The following is a 15479-nucleotide window of genomic DNA, read 5'->3' as shown; positions in this document are numbered from 1 at the left end:
TCCACCGCTCCGGGGAAGCGCCGCCGATGCGGGACCGGCCTGCTCCGCCTGGCCCGGACTTCGGCCGGTCGAAGTACCGGCGTTACAGGCCGTTCTCCGGCTGCGCATCCCCTTCGACGTGTCGGGTCGCTCTGTAACGGCCAGGTGATAGACCATGATGCCGGTGAAAAAGCTTTGAGAACGCGGCGACGGACTTGTAGCCGACGCCGGTCGCAATGCGTGCAATTCCCAGGTCGCTCGTCTCGAGCAAGAAGGCAGCTTCCGACATCCGTCGCGCGATCAGATAGCGGTACATCGATTGGCCGACGAGCTTGGTGAAGCGAGCCGAGAACGCCGAGCGACCGAGCCCGACCTGCTGTCCCAACTCGTCCAATGTCCAGGACCGATCCAAGTGCTTGTGGATCAATCGAAGCGCCGGTCCGATATGCGGGTCCGTGATCGCCCCGAGCCAGCCGCCTTCGCCGGGACGCAGCGATGTCGACCAGCTTCGCAGCACCTCGACGAAGAGGACCTCCGTCAATCGGGAAAGGACCACGTCCTGACCGGGGCGCGGCTGCGCCGACTCACGCACCATGCGCTGCAGGATCAGTTCGAGCCACGCACCCTCCTCCGTCGACTTGAGGTGGAGGACGGGCGGAAGCAATTCCAACAGGCTGCTCCGCGATGGCTGTGCCACGGTGAACTTGCCGCAAATCATCGTGGAACAGGGCGGGGCGCTGCCGCCATGGCGAACAATGCCGTGATGCGCGGACGACCGATCCAGATCTGTGATCGAGAACGGTTCCGCTCGGCGATCCGAATAGAATTCGTGAGGCTCGCCACGCGAGATTACGACAAGGTCGCCCGCGCTCATGTGGAATTCTCGCTCCTGATCAAGCGCGAGCGTCGCCGAGCCATGGCTGACGTAATGGAACAGCGCGTACGGGCGTTGCGGGAGGGCCAGGTTCCAGGGATGGCCGAGCTCGAAATGGAACAGCAGGGTCCCCCCCAGGCGCACGCGGTCGAGTACTTCGGCGAGGACGTCCATAACAGCGACGATAAGGTCCCGGACGATCGGACACAACACGCGGACGATCAAGCTCTACCGTTCGAGGTGCCGTCATATTAGGTCCTACCGAGGGCGTTGACGCATCGTGCAATCGTCCATCGTTCCTGACGCAAGGTTCAGGACGTGGACAATTCGCAGCGCTTGAACATCCGCGACCTCGCTTTATCCGCCCGTCGGCAGGAGTTGTTATGCAAGGTGTTGTTCTGTCCCTGGCCGCAGCCCTGATGTCTGCAACGACATTGGCCGCTGCCCGCGCCACAGAGCTGCCCAAGGGGGCGACTCACAATATTGTCCTTGTCCATGGCGCGTTTGTCGATGCATCGAGCTGGAAGCCCGTCGCCGATATTCTCACGAAGAAGGGCTACAACGTCACGCGCGTTGACAATCCGCTGACTTCTCTTGCCGCCGACGTCGAGGCCACCGAGCAGGCGCTGGCAAAGCAGAGAGGCAAGACGGTTCTCGTCGGCCATTCCTGGGGTGGCGTCGTCATCACGCAGGCCGGCAACGATCCCAAGGTCTCGGCGCTCGTCTACGTCTCCGCTTTTGCGCCGGACGTGGGCCAATCGCTGGCGGCCCTCGCCAAGGGCGGTCCGGCCACGGAAGGTGCTGCGGCGATACATCCCGACGACAAAGGTAATCTGTACATCGATCCCAAAGTCTTTCCCTCAGCGGTCGCGGCCGACCTTCCCCCGCAGATCGCCCAGTCGTTGGCGGACCATCAATTACCGTTGAGCCACACGGCGTTCGAAGCGCCGGTCGACGCGGCCGCGTGGCACCACAAGCCGACATTCTACGTGATCACCACGAAGGACAAAGTAATCGCACCGGAAGTCCAGAAACTGTTCGCCGCCGCGATGAAGGCCCAGACGACGGAAGTTGCCGGCAGCCATGCCTCGCTCGTCGTTCACGCGAACGAAGTCGCCGCGGCGATCGAGAAGGCCACGCTCGCCAAGTAACAGGGCCGCTCCCGGCCCGTCCGCGTCGGGAGCGGCTGCGGCTGCCGAGAGAGGTGCTGTCTGAATAACACGCTGGCGATTGCGTGATCGTCCTGGCGTTCCGTAACGGTCGCGCGGTCTATCGAGTGTATTTCGTGCGGGAGCGATAATGAATGTGGATAAAATTTCGGTCGAGCGGCTTAGAATTCTGAGCTCCAGACCCTTCGACGCTGTCGTGACGGCGCTCAAATCCGCGGTCGGTCAGCCGGACTGGTACCAATTCGTTCGGGCGTCGCAGGCTGCAACCTCCGCGTCCGATTTCGAGCGTGTCGTGCAGCGTGGATTCGGCCGCACGGGCTTCATGCTCTTTGCCGAATTCGATCTGGGTGCCGTTCTGCGGCGCGAATCCAAATCCGATGCACCCAAGAGCGTGCGTTTTCTGGTGGGCAATCCCCTCATCATGAAAGAGATGGTCAAGCACGTGCCCGACGCGGGATCCTATGCTCCGGTCACGATCCTTATCGATGAGCGGCCCGATGGCGTGCACCTCTCCTATGACAGGATGGAGAGCTATCTGCTGCCCTATGGCAACACCGAAGCTCTCGCCGTTGCCCGGGATCTCGATGCGAAGATTACGGCCTTGCTGCGGGACTGTGCAGGCTAAGACCGTCTGATCACGGTGCTGCTGGCCCTGGCGTCTCGGAGATGCGGGACCGCAATGCAGGAATGGTCGATCGTTCGGCTGTCCTGGCCGACAGGCTCGAAATAGAGAGGAATTTTCGGCATGTCCAAGCGCTGTCTTGCCAGCTTCACCGCCGCAGTTCTTTTCAGCGCGGCTGTCTCGGGAGCTTCTGAGGCCAAGGCGGAGCCTCTGGATTCTGCGAGCCTCGGTGCAATCAGGGCGCAGTTCAGTCGTCTGATGGAACTGGCCAACAAGCACGATTTCAAATCGTTGCATGATATGTTCTGGCAATCGCCGACAACGCTGTTGGTGGCGAAGAGCGCGAACCCGGCCGAGGGAAACTGGGCTGGCTATTGGGGCAACGAGGCGATCGATCAGAAGCTGCATGACATCGGCAGCTCCGGTCCGGTGGTGCTCGAGCCAGACTATTCGAAGCTCAAGGTGGTCGGACTGACGTACGATGTCGCGGAGTCTTACGTGCCGATGAACATCACCGTTTCGTACGCGGGACAGGACGGAACGCCCAGACCGTTTCTCATGATCATCAATTGGCTGCGCATCGGGACGGACTGGAAGGTCGCCGCTGAGATCATTCTCCCCGTACCGCCGGCACCCGCGTCGAAGGGCTAGAGCTGTTCCCGGCGGTGTTGCGACGGGATAGTAGCCGGTGCGTTGACCGGCGTGGTCGCGCCCCGGAGTCCCAGCACGGCCTCCCTGCATTCGACCATCGCGCGGGCCTCCCGCACGATCTGCTTCACGTTCGTTGCGGGGAGGTCCGCCATGCCTCCGTGCCGTTAGATCTCGCTTCGCGGAACGCCTAATCCCAGATGCATGAGCTGAGCTACAATCACGTCTGCTTCGAGGCGGCCGTCTCAAGCTGATGAATGACCGGGTTGGGCGCATTGCTGCTGGGCTGGTCTCGGAGCCCCTCGACGCAGAAGCCGAGGGGCCGAACGCTCAAATCTCAGTTCCTTCGGCCAGTGTCAGAGCATCCTCGACGTCGACGCCGAGGTACCTGACTGTGCTCTCGATCTTGGTATGGCCGAGCAGGATCTGAACCGCCCGCAGGTTGCCGGTCCGCTTGTAGATCAACGACGCCTTCGTGCGGCGAGGGAGTGGGTGCCATAGTCCTCGCTGCGCAGCCCGATGCCTGTGACCCACTCATCGACGAGGCGTGCATACTGCCGGGTGCTGATGTGCGTGACACCTTCGAGCCTGCTGGGGAAGGCAAAGTCGTCGAGTGTTCCGCCTCTGGCCTCAAGCCATGCCAGGATGCTGGTGTGAATCGCCCCGGGATTTTCGGAGGCTCCAACTCTTGAGAGACTGGAGCCATGACGAAGCATACCCCACCCTTTTCCCCTGAGGTTCGCGAGCGGGCAGTCCGGCTGGCCCGGGAGCATGAGAGCGAGCACGGTTCGCAATGGGCCGCGATCCAGTCGATCGCGGCCAAAATCGGTTGCTCTGGCGAAACGCTGCGCAAGTGGGTCCGTCAGGCCGAGCGCGACCGGGGCGTGCGGGCCGGACCGACGACGGATGAGCGCGAGCGGATCAAGGCGCTGGAGCGGGAGAACCGCGAGCTCCGGCAGGCCAACGAGATCCTCAGGAAGGCGAGCGCGTATTTTGCCCAGGCGGAGCTCGACCGCCGGTTCCGGTCATGATCGCCTTCATCGACGATCATCGTGCGCTCTACGGGGTCGAGCCGATCTGCAAGGTTCTGCCGATCGCCCCGTCGACGTACCACGCCCATGCCGCGCGACGAGCCGATCCCGGGAGGCTGTCGGCTCGAGCCAAGCGGGACGCGGCACTCATGGTCGAGATCCGGCGCGTGTACGAGGCAAACTTCCGGGTCTACGGCGTGCGCAAGGTCTGGCGGCAGCTCGCCCGCGAAGGGATCATTGTGGCGCGCTGCACGGTGGTCCGGCTGATGCGAACGATGGGCTTGGCTGGCGTCGTCCGGGGGCGGAGGGTTCGCACCACCGTTCCCGATCCGGCGGCGGCCTGCCCGCTCGACCGGGTCAATCGACAGTTCAGGGCCGAATGCCCGAACCGGCTATGGGTGGCGGATTTTACCTACATCGCCACCTGGGGCGGCTTCGTCTATGCGGCCTTCGTGATCGACGTCTTCGCCCGCCGGATCGTGGGCTGGCGTGTGTCGCGCTCGGCCCGGGCCGACTTCGTGCTCGATGCCTTGGAGCAGGCCCTGCACGAGCGCCGCCCCTTCGCCGGCAGCGGCCTCGTCTGTCACTCGGATCGCGGATCGCAATATGTGAGCATCCGCTACACCGAGCGCTTGGCCGAGGCGGGCGTCGAACCCTCCGTCGGCAGTGTTGGCGACTCGTACGATAACGCTCTCGCCGAGACGGTGATCGGCCTGTTCAAGGCGGAGGTCATCCATCGACGCGGGCCGTGGCGGTCCTTTGAGGCGGTCGAGTACGCCACGCTGGAATGGGTGGACTGGTTCAACCACCGTCGGCTGCTCGAACCAATCGGCCACATCCCTCCCGCCGAGGCGGAGGCACGCTATTATGCCCAGGCCGAGGTCCAAGCCTTGGCCGCCTGAGCCAAACCAAACGGCCTCCGGAAAACCCGGGGCGATTCACGCAGAGCAGTCGGGTAGGCGTCGTTGGTCGACTGCGCCATGTTGACGTCGTCGTTGGGGTGAAGCGCGGCGTAGTCGCCGGGCTTCCTGCCCATCAGACCGAGGGCGACGTTGGCGATGACCTCGTTGGCGTTCATGTTCGTCGAGGTGCCGGCCCCGCCCTGGATGGCGTCGACGACGAAGGATTCGGCGTAGCGGGCCTCGGTCGCGACCTTGATGCAGGCGCGATCGATGGCGTCGGCCTTCGTCGCATCGAGATACCCGAGGCGCTTGTTGGCTCGGGCCGCCGCTTGCTTGACCAGCGCGAGGCCCCGGACGAACTCCGGAAAGTGACCGACCGGGACGCCGGTGATCGGGAAGTTCGTCACCGCGCGCTTGGTGTGGATGCCCCAGAGGGCGTCGGCCGGGACATCGCCGTCACCGAGCAGGTCGTGCTCGGAGCGCGTCTTGGCGGTGTCGAGATCCACGGTGCGGACGGTGGCGACCGCGAGCTCGGTGGGCGGATTTCGCTCCATCGGGACTTCCGCGACCGGAGCACTTCCGTCCTGGCTCACGTCAGTCTGTGTCTTGGACATGTGGGTGGCCCCCTGTCGGAAATGCTCGGCCCGCAATCGCCGCGTCGAACCCATCGTCGTCTGCCGCCGGTCAGAAATCGACCGAGTCGCTCGGGTGCGCGACGCGCTCCTTCAGAGCGTCGGACATCGGGAAGTTCAGGTTCTCGTTGTGGGGCGGGATCGGGCTTTCGAACCACTTGGCGTAGAGCTTGGTGAAGGCACCCGACGCCATCATGCCCTTGAGGACGTCGTCGGCGAGCGCCTTGAACTCGGGGTCGTCCTTTGGCAGCATCAGCCCGTAGGGCACCAGCGTGTACGTCTCGGGCAGGAAGGCGTACGCGGCGGGATCGGGCGCGCGAGCCTTCAGGCTGGCGAGTAGAATGTCGTCCTCCATGAAGGCGGCGGCGCGCCCGCTCTGGAGCGTCAGCATGGACTCTGCATGGTCCTTGCCCTGGATGATGTTGAACGTGCCGCCCTTGGCCTTGATGCCGAACGCGAAGCCGGTGGCGTTCGAGCCCTGCGTGACGACCACGGTCTTGCCGTCGAGCCCCTTCACGTCGTGGATGCCGGAGGAGACCTTGGTCAGCCACCGCGCCGACGAGACGAAGATCGCGACCGTGAAGGAGACCTGCTTCAGCCGGGCGGGGCTGCTCGACGTCGCCCCGCATTCCATGTCGATGGTCCCGTTCTGGATGAGCGGGATGCGGTTGGACGAGTCGACCGGCTGAAGCTTGACTGCGAGCTTGTCGAGCTTGAGGTCGGTTTTGATCCTGTCGACGACCTGCGCGCACAGGTCGAGGGAGAAGCCTACGGGCTTCTGGCCGTTGTCGAGATAGGAGAACGGGATCGAGGACTCCCGGTAGCCGAGCGTCACGCTGCCGGTTCGCTTGATCTTGGCCAGCATCGGGCTCTCGGCCGATGCCGCCGTGGCGGCGAGGCCGAGTGCGAGCGCGCAAGACAGCCGTACGAAGTTCTTGCCCTGAAACATCGATCATCTCCTCTGGATAGATACGGACCTCGGTCGGGTCTCGGGGGGCCTGACCACACGGCGCGCCGCGGGACGGGTTTGGTCGGCTAGGCTGAAGCACTTTGAGCCGCGCCGGTCGGCGTCACGACGCCGACCGGGGACAGGAACTCGGCATCGTCCTCGACCGGGGCGCCGAGCTCGTTCTCCCACTTGGCGACGACGGCGGTCGCGACACCGTTGCCGATGACGTTCGTCATGGTGCGGCCCATGTCGAGGAAGGCGTCGATGCCGACCAGCAGGACGAGACCGGCGGTGGGGAGGTTGAACGAGGGGATCGTCGCCGCCACCACGACTAGGGAGGCCCGGGGCACGCCGGCGATGCCCTTGCTGGTCACCATCAGGACCAGCAGCATGGTGATCTGCGTCGAGAGGTCCATCTCGATGCCGAAGGCCTGCGCGACGAACAGGGCCGCGAAGGTCTGGTACATCATCGAGCCGTCTAGATTGAACGAGTAGCCCAGCGGCAGCACGAAGCCGGTGATGCGCTCCGAGACGCCGAACTTCATCAACTGCTCGACCATCTTCGGGAAGGCGGCCTCGCTGCTCGACGTGGAGAAGGCGATCATCATCGGTTGCCGCAGCAGGCGCAGCAGGGTCTTGATCGCCCCGCCGAGCACCACGGTTCCGGCCGCGATGATGACGACCCAGAGAACCGCGAGGCCGAAGTAGAAGGCGCTGACGAACTTCCCGTAGGTCACCAGCACGCCGACGCCCTGCGTGGTGATGACGGCCGCCATCGCGGCGAACACGCCGACCGGCGCGAAGCGCATCACGTAGTCGGTGAACTTGAGCATGATCGGGACGATCTCGTCGATCGACTTGGCGACGGTCGGGGCGAGCGAGGTCTTCACGGAGCTCAGGGCGAAGCCGAAGAAGACGGAGAAGACGAGGATCTGAAGCACCTCGTTGGTCGCCATCGCCTGGACGATGCTGACGGGCACGACGTGCGCCACGAAATCCTTGAGGTTCAGGGCACCGGTCTGCAGGTTCATGGTGGCGCTGGCTTCAGGGAGCGGCAGGTTCAGGCCGTGACCGGGATGCAGGAGGTTGGCGAGCAGGAGGCCGATGGACAGGGACACCACGGAGGCGGTGATGAACCAGCCCAGCGCCTTGAAGGCTACCCGGCCAACGGCGCCGCCACTCGCGCCGAGGCTGGAGATGCCGGAGACGATGGTGGCGAACACCAGCGGTGCGATGATCATCTTGATCATGCGCAGGAAGACGTCCGACACGATGGTAAAGTACCCGGCAATTGCCTTGGCCTCGGCCGGCGTCGCGAAAGTGTTGCACAGGTAACCGGTCGATATTCCGAGGAACAAGCTGACCATGATGTATGTGGTCAGCCTGTTCGAGGCGTGAGGTTTGCTGCTCACCTGCATGACGTCGTCCTCCGCGCCACCGAGTGGAGCGGCAATCGAGCGTGGCGCTTGTTTTTATTGCGTCTCGGCTGCCGGAAACGATCAGGATTGGAGAGGCCCGTCGGCCTATCCGAGCTTGGACAGCACAGCCGTGCGCGCCTGCGTCGAGGGCACGTTGCGGGCGCGGACCGCCTCGATCAGCCGATCGATGTCCGCCGTGGTGTTGAACATCCCGAGCGACACCCGGATGCCGTCGCGCTCGGGCGAGACGCGGATGCCGTTCTGCGTGAAGTAGTCGAGCCACTCTGCCGCCGGCAGGGCGATGACGTAGATATGCGGCGCGCGGTGCTGGCGGTCGCGCGGGCCGACCAGGCCGACATCGAGTTCGTCGAGGCGCTCGATGAGGTAGTCGCCGAGGTCGAAGCAGTGGCCCTCGATGTTCTCGATGCCGACCGTGTTGATGAGGTCGATGGCGGCACCCAGGCCCTGGATGGCCGGGAGGTTGTAGTTGCCGAGCTCGAACCGGCCCGCCGTCGCCGGCAGGGCCATGTTGTCCTCGCGGGCGATGAAGTCGGTCGGCGGCTCGGCGAGGCTGGCCGCGGCGAGGTAGGCCGGCTCCATCTCGATCTTGGAGGAGTCCCAGTAGAGCAGGCCCAACCCCTGGGGCACCAGCAGGCCCTTGTGGGTGCCCGAGCCGATGAAGGTCGCCTTCATCGTCTTGGCGTCGATGGGCGTCACGCCGATGCCCTGCATCACATCGACGACGAAGTAGAGGCCGTGCCGCTCGCAAAGCTCGCCGACGCTCTCGACATCGAACCGATGGCCGGCGTGGAAGGTGACGTGCGACATGGAGATCGCCCGCGTCCTGTCGTCGATGTGCGAGCGGAAGCTGTCGGCGTTCACCACCTGGGTCATCGGGATGAACACGACCTCGACGCCCTTCTTCTTCAGGTTGAGGAAGGCGTAGGCGTTGTTCGGATGGTCGCCGTGGATCATCAGCACCTTGTCGCCGGCCTTCAGCGGCAGCGCGTTGGCGGCGATGTTCATGCTCTCCGAGGTGTTCTTGGTGAATGCGATCTCGTGGGGCTGCGCGCCGAGCAGCGTCGCGACCTTGGCGCGGGTCTCTTCGAGGCGGCTGAGCCAGACTTGCTTGGGGCCGGCGGTCTCGAACCCTTCGCGCAGGAAGCGCTCGTACGCCTCCTTCACGGGGCGGGAGAGCGGGGTCTGGAAGCCGCTGTCGAGATAGACCACGTGCTCGGCGGCCGGAAACGCCTGACGAACGGCGGCGACGTCGTAGTGCTGGGTCATGATACCCTCCGGTAGCGCAGACGCGACGAGGCGTTGCGCCGGAAGTCCCGGCGAGCCTTCGACCCATCTCAAGCTTTGAATGGCGGCAGTGCTAATTTATCTGCCAATCCGTGCCCAAAAGCCGGGCATGTCAGTGGCATGACAAGAAAATACACTACATCCGCTACGCGTCGAGCCGGATCATCATCCAGCGGTATTTTTCATTCCGAAAATTGAGAATTATCGAAATCTTCGTTGTCTTGCAGGATGGTGCTGGACAGGAGGGCGGCCGCTTCCTGCAGGGGCTCGATGAACGCGTCGAGGTCCTCGAAGCCGACGCGGGCGGAGGGCACCGACACGCCCAGGCAAGCGATCAGGTCCCCCTTCGGCGAGACGATGGGCACGGCGCAGCCGACGACGCCGAGTACGTATTCCTCGTTGGTTTTCGCCCAGCCCCTGCGCCGGATCACGTCGAGCTGAGCGAGAAGCGTCTTCGGGTCCGCGATGGTCGTCGGAGTGTACTGCGCGAGCGGAAGGGAGTGGGCGAGTCGTTGCCGGACCTTGGTAGGCAGCCGGCTCATGTAGATCTTGCCCGTCGAGGTGCAGTGGAGCGGTGCGGCTGATCCGGGATTGAACTGCAGGCCCTGCTGTTGCTTCGTCTGCACGCTGTCGACGTATGCCACCGCGTTGTCGCGGACGATGCCGATCTCGCACTGCTCGCCGATCCGGTCGGCCACCGCGCTCAGGACCGCGTGCCGCCGCACGGTGCGGAAGGCTGCCCCGATGGTCTTGGCCGAGAGGGTGACCAGCGTGCTCCCGACGACATAGCGCTTCGTGCCGAGGGCCTTCTGGATTAGACCGCGGTCCTCAAGGTTGCCGATAAGTCGATGCGCGGTGGGAAGCGGCAGGGCGAGGGCCGAGGCGATCTCGGCCGCCGACAGTGCCTTCCGCTGCTCGGCCACGAAGGTCAGGATGGCCAGGGCCCGATCCAGTGGCGCGTCGCGCGACCTGTCAAGTTCATCGGCCACGTTGGCTTCCTCGTACGGCTTACGCTCGGCTGTGCCCTAGTTGCACGAACATGCAAGGGCTACCGACCGGCGATGCCTCATCGAGACCTGAGCTCAAAGCGCACACTTTCGCCCTACCGCCTCCGGGAAGGCTGCGTCCGCCTCGGTGTCTTTCTGCCCGAAAGCGGACCGGCGGAAATCCACCCCGAGCAGCCCTTCCGCACCCGACCCATGTAGGTCGTCAATCTACCTGCTCGGCCCGCTTGGAAGCGGACGTAGATGCTCTCGGCTGGAAGATGATCCGCTTTGTGAGAGAAGGCGGCATCGCATGTCACAACCGTGCAGATCGGTTCGTCATAGCTTCGAACGTCGATCGCCGGCGCTCCGAGCACAAGGACGAGACATGAGCGAGATTAAGCGATTGGTCTGGAACGAGGTGGCCCCGAAGGGGGCCAAAGCGCTCTATGGCATTCATCACTACATCACCACTGACACCGATCTACCCAATGAGCTGATCCATCTCGTCTTTCTGCGAGTGTCGCAGATTAATGGCTGCGCGCACTGCATCGACTTGCACACCCGGGATCTTCTTAAGACGATGCCGTTCGAGAAGGTCGCTCTGGTTCCGGTCTGGGCCGAGGTACCTCACCTGTTTCCTGACCAATACCGCGCCGCGCTCGCGTGGGCGGAGGAAGTCACGCTGGTCGGCGATACGCACGCTTCCGATGAGGCCTATGCGGCGGCAAGCACAGCATTCGCGTCCAAGGATCTCGTGGACCTCACGATCACCATCGCGGCGATGAACGCGTTCAACCGCCTCGGCGCACCCTTCCGCCTCCCGGTCCAGGCACAAATTTAGTCGGTTCTGCGCTCCGTCAGGGGCGGCGCCAGCGCCGTCCCATTCCCGCGGATGTCAATCGATCTCCGGCGGCAGTTCCACGTCTCACGTCGCTGATTTTTTCCGGGGCATGTCACATTGGGACGGACCCGCCTCGTCATTTGTTCGACGGACGCCTGAATGCGGCAAGGAGCCGCCCCGTCCGTTCTCGAACAAGGAGACAGGAACCATGAAGATCGTGGTGATTGGCGGAAGCGGCCTCATCGGCAGGCATCTGACGGCCGAACTGTCGCGACAAGGACATGAGGCCATTGCGGCTTCGCCGAGCAGCGGGGTGAATGCGCTGACGGGCGAAGGCTTGGCCAAAGTTCTTGCCGGAGCCGACGTCGTCGTTGACGTGTCGAACTCTCCGTCCTTTGAGGACGCGGCGGTGCTCGACTTCTTCGAGCGCTCTGGCCGCAACCTCCTCGCCGCGGAGCGCGAAGCGGGTGTGAAACATCACGTCGCCCTATCCATCGTCGGCACGGACCGCCTGGAGGGGAACGGATACTTTCTCGCGAAGGTCGCGCAGGAGCGACTGATCGCAGCTTCTGACCTTCCCTACACCGTCGTCCGGGCCACGCAATTCTTCGAGTTCGTCGCGACGATTGCCCAGGCTTCCGTCGCAGGCGACCGCATCGTTGTTCCCGATGCCGACTTCCAGCCGATCGCCGCCGCCGATGTAGCCGCAGCGCTCGCCGAAGTCGCGCTTGCTCCCCCGTGCAACGCGACGATCGAGATCGCCGGGCCGGACCGCCTGCCGTTCCGCGACTTCGTCGCCCACTCGGTCGCATCCACCGGCGACCGTCGGGAGGTGCTAGCCGACAGGGCGGCGCGCTACTTCGGCGCTGCGCTCGATAAGGGTTCGCTTGTTCCCGAGCATGCGGAAGCGGCACGGCTCGGGCCGACGCGGTTCGAGAGTTGGCTCGCTGCTGCCTGAACCGCTGCGCTTCTCCTCATCCACGAAGAAAGGCCCTTCCATGTTCAGAGCATTTCTGCTGGGCGCCCTCGTTGCCGTCTCCGTCGTTCCCGCGATTGCGGCCGATGTTGCGAGGGGCGAGGCCCGGGTCACGACGATCTTTGACCATCCACTACCTTCAGTTCCCGGCAAGAGCCTGCGCGGCGTCCTCGTCGAGTACGGTCCGGGCGGGTCCTCACCGTCCCACACCCACGCCGCATCTGCCTTCATCACGGCAACTGTGATCGAGGGCGAGGTGCGCAGCCGGATCAACGACGGCCCGGAGAAAGTCTTCCGCGTCGGGGAGAGCTTTGTCGAAATGCCCGGTGATCACCACGGTGTCAGCGCTAATGCCAGCGACATCGAGCCCTCCAAGCTCCTCGCCGTCTTCGTCGTGGACACGGCTGACCGGGTGTTGACGACGCCGGACCGACCCTAACAGCGGCGGCGCGGGAACTCAGCTGTTCAAGGCGGCGAGGATAGCCGATGGTCATCCACATTCGCTCAACCGGCTTCGTTTACGAGGAACGGGCCATGTCGCAGGCCGAAATTGCCACGGCGACCTTCGAGGTCCATCGCGCGCGGCTGTTGCGCATCGCCTACCGCATGCTTGGCTCGCGCAGCGAAGCGGAGGATGTCGTGCAGAATGCCTGGCTGCGCTGGGTGGCGGTGGACCAGACGAAGGTCTCTGCTCCCTATCCGTTCCTCGCGCGCATCGTTACGCGCCTCTGCCTCGACGAGATGAAGTCGGCCCGCGCCCGCCGGGAGACCTACGTCGGCGCTTGGCTGCCCGATCCACTCGTCGAGAACCAGGAGGATGGGCTGGACAAAGATGACCTAACGCTGACGCTGATGATGGCGCTGGAGCGTCTGTCGCCGCTCGAGCGGGCGGCATTTCTCCTCCACGACGTCTTCGGCGTGCCGCTCGGCGAGGTGGCAGACACGCTTGACCGGGAGGCGGCGGCCGTGCGCCAACTCGCCGTCCGGGCACGGCGGAACGTGGAGGCTGCGCGTCCGCGCTTCCCCGTAGAGCGCGAAGAGGGCGAGCGGATTGCACAGGCCTTCTTCGCGGCATCCACCAGCGGCGACACCGCAGCGCTGCGTACACTTCTCGCCGAGAATGCGGTGCTGCGCTCCGATGGCGGCGGCAAGGTTTTGGCCTTCATCAACCCCATCACTGGATTGGACCGCCTCCTGCGCATGTTCGAGGGTGTGCGGCGCAAATGGGGGCAAGGCTGGGCGCAGATACTCGAACCCGTCTGGATCGACGGCTTGCCCGGCTATATCAGCCGCGAACGCGGCGACGTTCTCCAAACAACTGCGCTCGCCATCGAGGACGGCCAAATCACCGCGATCTACATTACCCGCAATCCCGACAAGCTCCGCCACGTCGCGCAGGCGCTCGCGGTGGCACCGGTCCCTACCTCGCGGACACAGTGATCAGGCAGCGGGCGCCCCCGGGTCGGCTTGCCTGACATTCAGCCTCTCAAGATGTGCCCCGGTCGTTGGAGGCTGAAGGCAATAACCGCCGAGGTCGCGGCCGACTGCCCCTTGGTCTTCGGTTGACAGTAGGAAGCAGGCGCGGCGCGATGTCCGCTCTCCCCTGCTGCCGATCAATAGCAGACCGACGGAAAACCACCCTACCCGGCCGCCCGGACCGCCGTCGGCGCTTCTCCAAAGTCCTCCGCCCCACGGTTGCTTGAGACACCCCGTTAGCGGACGGTCTCCGCCTCAGGGGTGAGAACGATGACGACGACTACAGGAGCGGTTGCCGGTGCGGTCGGACTTGGCCGGGGTGGGCGCATGTCCAGGCAGCGCAAGCGGGACGCGGTGTTGCGGCTTCTGCGTGGTGAGGACCTGGAGAGCGTCTCGCGCGGCCTGGGCGTGACGGCGGCGACCTTGTCGGGCTGGCGCGATGCTTTCCTGGCGGCGGGCGAGGCCAGCCTGTCCACCCGGCCCCTCGATGCGGACGCGCTGGAGAGCGGGCGTCTCAAGGCCAAGCTCGGCGAGATGCTGCTTGAGCGCGAGCTGCTGGAGGCCAAGGTCGCCGCCCTGGAGGCGCGTGGCGCCGGCCCTTTGGCCCGCAGGCGGTCGCGGCCATGAGCCGGACCGTCTCGCCGGCCAGCGGCAGCGTCTACGGGCTGGCTCGGGTGTGCCGGATCTGGCGCGTGTCGCGCGCCACCGTCCACCGGCATCTCTCACCGCCCCGCTCAGGGCTCGGATCGGAGGCCGGGTCCGATCCCGCGCGGCGGCCCGGCCCGGTCGGGGCGATGCCGGATGCCGCACTGCTCATGCGGATCCGCGCCATCCTGGCCGACAGCCCCTTCCACGGCGAAGGCCATCGCAAGGTCTGGGCACGGCTGCGCATGAAGGGCGTGCGCACCTCCAAGCGCCGGGTGCTGCGCCTGATGCGCGCCCACGACCTGTTGGCCCCCACGCGGGTCGGTACGCCGCGCGGTCCGCGCAACCACGACGGCACCATCATCCCGGACAGGGTCGACACGATGTGGGGCACCGACCTGACCACCACCTGGACGGCCGAGGGGCAGGTCGCGGTGTTCGTGGCCATCGATCACTGCTCGGCCGAGTGCGTGGGCATCCATGCGGCCCGCCGGGCCACGCGCTTCGAGGCGCTGGAGCCGATCCGCCAAGGGGTGCGGCAGCGCTTCGGCGGCTTCGCGGCCGAGATCGCTTCCGGCCTGAGCGTCCGGCACGATCACGGAAGCCAGTACATGGCGGACGCCTTCCAGGCGGAGCTCGCGTTCCTAGGCATCGCGAGTTCGCCCGCCTTCGTGCGCGCCCCGGAGGGGAATGGCTGCGCCGAGCGCTTCATCCGCACCCTCAAGGAGAACCTGTTGTGGGTCGAGCACTTCGATACGGTCGAGGATCTGCGCCACGGCCTGCTGGCGTTCCGGGATCTCTACAATGAGACTTGGCTGATCGAGCGACACGGGTTCCGGCCACCGGCCGATATCCGCGCTGCGCAGCTACCACCCGCGGCCATTGCCGCGTAGGCTTCAGATCGGTGTCTCACAATCCGCAGGCGGTACAAAAGCGGCCGTTCGTCAGCCTTCCGGCAACTTCGGCTCGGGATGACATTCGGACCGTGATCCTTGAACCAAAGACAGATGCTGAAAATCGCCGTCT

14 protein-coding genes, 2 pseudogenes and 1 other annotated feature are annotated in these 15479 nt (G+C 64.9%); of the genes and pseudogenes, 9 read left to right on the top strand and 7 right to left on the bottom strand.

Going from position 1 to position 15479, the window contains the following annotated elements:
* Positions 1 to 82: 82 nt before the first annotated feature.
* Positions 83 to 1027, bottom strand: a complete 945-nt coding sequence (locus tag LXM90_RS30360) for an AraC family transcriptional regulator (RefSeq protein ID WP_103986513.1) — start codon at positions 1025 to 1027, stop codon at positions 83 to 85.
* A 209-nt stretch (positions 1028 to 1236) separates the two neighbouring features.
* Here LXM90_RS30360 and LXM90_RS30355 point away from each other — a divergent pair, with 209 nt between their 5' ends.
* The 3 genes from LXM90_RS30355 (at position 1237) to LXM90_RS30345 (ending at position 3295) form a co-directional block, all read left to right on the top strand.
* A complete protein-coding gene (locus LXM90_RS30355) occupies positions 1237 to 2004 on the top strand; it encodes an alpha/beta fold hydrolase (protein ID WP_103986509.1) in 768 nt (255 codons plus the stop codon).
* A 148-nt stretch (positions 2005 to 2152) separates the two neighbouring features.
* Positions 2153 to 2647 carry a DUF302 domain-containing protein gene (locus tag LXM90_RS30350; RefSeq protein WP_103986510.1) on the top strand — a complete coding sequence of 165 codons (495 nt, stop codon included), beginning with the start codon at positions 2153 to 2155 and terminating at the stop codon, positions 2645 to 2647.
* 120 nt (positions 2648 to 2767) lie between these two features.
* The gene (locus LXM90_RS30345) at positions 2768 to 3295 is read left to right on the top strand and encodes a hypothetical protein (protein ID WP_103986511.1); all 528 of its coding nucleotides are present in this window, start codon (positions 2768 to 2770) and stop codon (positions 3293 to 3295) included.
* A gap of 327 nt (positions 3296 to 3622) precedes the next feature.
* Here the strand turns inward: LXM90_RS30345 and LXM90_RS30340 are convergent.
* Positions 3623 to 3942 (bottom strand): annotated as a pseudogene (locus LXM90_RS30340) (tyrosine-type recombinase/integrase); the annotation flags it as partial.
* A gap of 54 nt (positions 3943 to 3996) precedes the next feature.
* Between LXM90_RS30340 and LXM90_RS30335 the strand changes: the two are divergent.
* Positions 3997 to 5225 (top strand): IS3 family transposase gene (locus tag LXM90_RS30335; protein WP_091713013.1). Its coding sequence is split into 2 segments (ribosomal slippage): positions 3997 to 4285 and positions 4285 to 5225, totalling 1230 coding nucleotides; the frame shifts between segments, so codons are not numbered across the junction.
* Positions 4278 to 4394 (top strand) — a sequence feature (AL1L pseudoknot). Its footprint overlaps the gene before it by 117 nt.
* 38 nt (positions 5226 to 5263) lie before the next feature.
* Here the strand turns inward: LXM90_RS30335 and LXM90_RS30330 are convergent.
* From LXM90_RS30330 to LXM90_RS30310, 5 genes and pseudogenes are all read right to left on the bottom strand, one after another.
* Positions 5264 to 5779 (bottom strand): annotated as a pseudogene (locus LXM90_RS30330) (lyase family protein); the annotation flags it as partial.
* 130 nt (positions 5780 to 5909) lie between these two features.
* Complete coding sequence (locus LXM90_RS30325; RefSeq protein ID WP_103986526.1) at positions 5910 to 6806, bottom strand: amino acid ABC transporter substrate-binding protein; 897 nt, start codon at positions 6804 to 6806, stop codon at positions 5910 to 5912.
* A gap of 86 nt (positions 6807 to 6892) precedes the next feature.
* Positions 6893 to 8224, bottom strand: coding sequence for a dicarboxylate/amino acid:cation symporter (locus LXM90_RS30320; protein WP_234083228.1), 1332 nt, complete (start codon positions 8222 to 8224; stop codon positions 6893 to 6895).
* Between the two features lie 105 nt (positions 8225 to 8329).
* Positions 8330 to 9511, bottom strand: coding sequence for an aminotransferase class V-fold PLP-dependent enzyme (locus LXM90_RS30315; RefSeq protein WP_083916306.1), 1182 nt, complete (start codon positions 9509 to 9511; stop codon positions 8330 to 8332).
* Between the two features lie 200 nt (positions 9512 to 9711).
* Entirely contained in the window at positions 9712 to 10518 is an 807-nt protein-coding gene (locus LXM90_RS30310; protein ID WP_042675017.1) for an IclR family transcriptional regulator, read from the bottom strand.
* 382 nt (positions 10519 to 10900) lie between these two features.
* On the opposite strand from LXM90_RS30310, the gene LXM90_RS30305 reads away from it, so the two are divergent.
* The 5 genes from LXM90_RS30305 to LXM90_RS30285 all read left to right on the top strand — a co-directional run bounded on the left by LXM90_RS30305 (position 10901) and on the right by LXM90_RS30285 (position 15346).
* Entirely contained in the window at positions 10901 to 11356 is a 456-nt protein-coding gene (locus LXM90_RS30305) for a carboxymuconolactone decarboxylase family protein (RefSeq protein ID WP_020095489.1), read from the top strand.
* A gap of 208 nt (positions 11357 to 11564) precedes the next feature.
* Complete coding sequence (locus tag LXM90_RS30300) at positions 11565 to 12314, top strand: SDR family oxidoreductase (RefSeq protein ID WP_020095490.1); 750 nt, start codon at positions 11565 to 11567, stop codon at positions 12312 to 12314.
* A gap of 40 nt (positions 12315 to 12354) precedes the next feature.
* Complete coding sequence (locus LXM90_RS30295) at positions 12355 to 12771, top strand: cupin domain-containing protein (protein ID WP_020095491.1); 417 nt, start codon at positions 12355 to 12357, stop codon at positions 12769 to 12771.
* A 95-nt stretch (positions 12772 to 12866) separates the two neighbouring features.
* On the top strand, positions 12867 to 13772 hold the full coding sequence (locus tag LXM90_RS30290; RefSeq protein WP_042675012.1) for a sigma-70 family RNA polymerase sigma factor: 906 nt from the start codon (positions 12867 to 12869) through the stop codon (positions 13770 to 13772).
* A 306-nt stretch (positions 13773 to 14078) separates the two neighbouring features.
* Positions 14079 to 15346 (top strand): IS3 family transposase gene (locus tag LXM90_RS30285; protein ID WP_234083226.1). Its coding sequence is split into 2 segments (ribosomal slippage): positions 14079 to 14403 and positions 14403 to 15346, totalling 1269 coding nucleotides; the frame shifts between segments, so codons are not numbered across the junction.
* Positions 15347 to 15479: the final 133 nt, after the last annotated feature.

It is taken from the genome of Methylobacterium oryzae (assembly GCF_021398735.1).
Classification (GTDB): Bacteria; Pseudomonadota; Alphaproteobacteria; order Rhizobiales; family Beijerinckiaceae; genus Methylobacterium.
The sequence above is the reverse complement of the archived record's forward strand: the minus strand, read 5'-3'. Positions and strand labels throughout refer to the sequence as shown.

Bases quoted from the DNA above. Each gene is read 5' to 3' on its own strand.
- LXM90_RS30305 (WP_020095489.1), top strand. From the start codon at position 10,901: ATGAGCGAGATTAAGCGATTGGTCTGGAACGAGGTGGCCCCGAAGGGG.
- LXM90_RS30355 (WP_103986509.1), top strand. From the start codon at position 1,237: ATGCAAGGTGTTGTTCTGTCCCTGGCCGCAGCCCTGATGTCTGCAACG.
- LXM90_RS30325 (WP_103986526.1), bottom strand. From the start codon at position 6,806: ATGTTTCAGGGCAAGAACTTCGTACGGCTGTCTTGCGCGCTCGCACTC.
- LXM90_RS30350 (WP_103986510.1), top strand. From the start codon at position 2,153: ATGAATGTGGATAAAATTTCGGTCGAGCGGCTTAGAATTCTGAGCTCC.
- LXM90_RS30300 (WP_020095490.1), top strand. From the start codon at position 11,565: ATGAAGATCGTGGTGATTGGCGGAAGCGGCCTCATCGGCAGGCATCTG.
- LXM90_RS30295 (WP_020095491.1), top strand. From the start codon at position 12,355: ATGTTCAGAGCATTTCTGCTGGGCGCCCTCGTTGCCGTCTCCGTCGTT.
- LXM90_RS30320 (WP_234083228.1), bottom strand. From the start codon at position 8,224: ATGCAGGTGAGCAGCAAACCTCACGCCTCGAACAGGCTGACCACATAC.
- LXM90_RS30345 (WP_103986511.1), top strand. From the start codon at position 2,768: ATGTCCAAGCGCTGTCTTGCCAGCTTCACCGCCGCAGTTCTTTTCAGC.
- LXM90_RS30315 (WP_083916306.1), bottom strand. From the start codon at position 9,511: ATGACCCAGCACTACGACGTCGCCGCCGTTCGTCAGGCGTTTCCGGCC.
- LXM90_RS30290 (WP_042675012.1), top strand. From the start codon at position 12,867: ATGTCGCAGGCCGAAATTGCCACGGCGACCTTCGAGGTCCATCGCGCG.
- LXM90_RS30360 (WP_103986513.1), bottom strand. From the start codon at position 1,027: ATGGACGTCCTCGCCGAAGTACTCGACCGCGTGCGCCTGGGGGGGACC.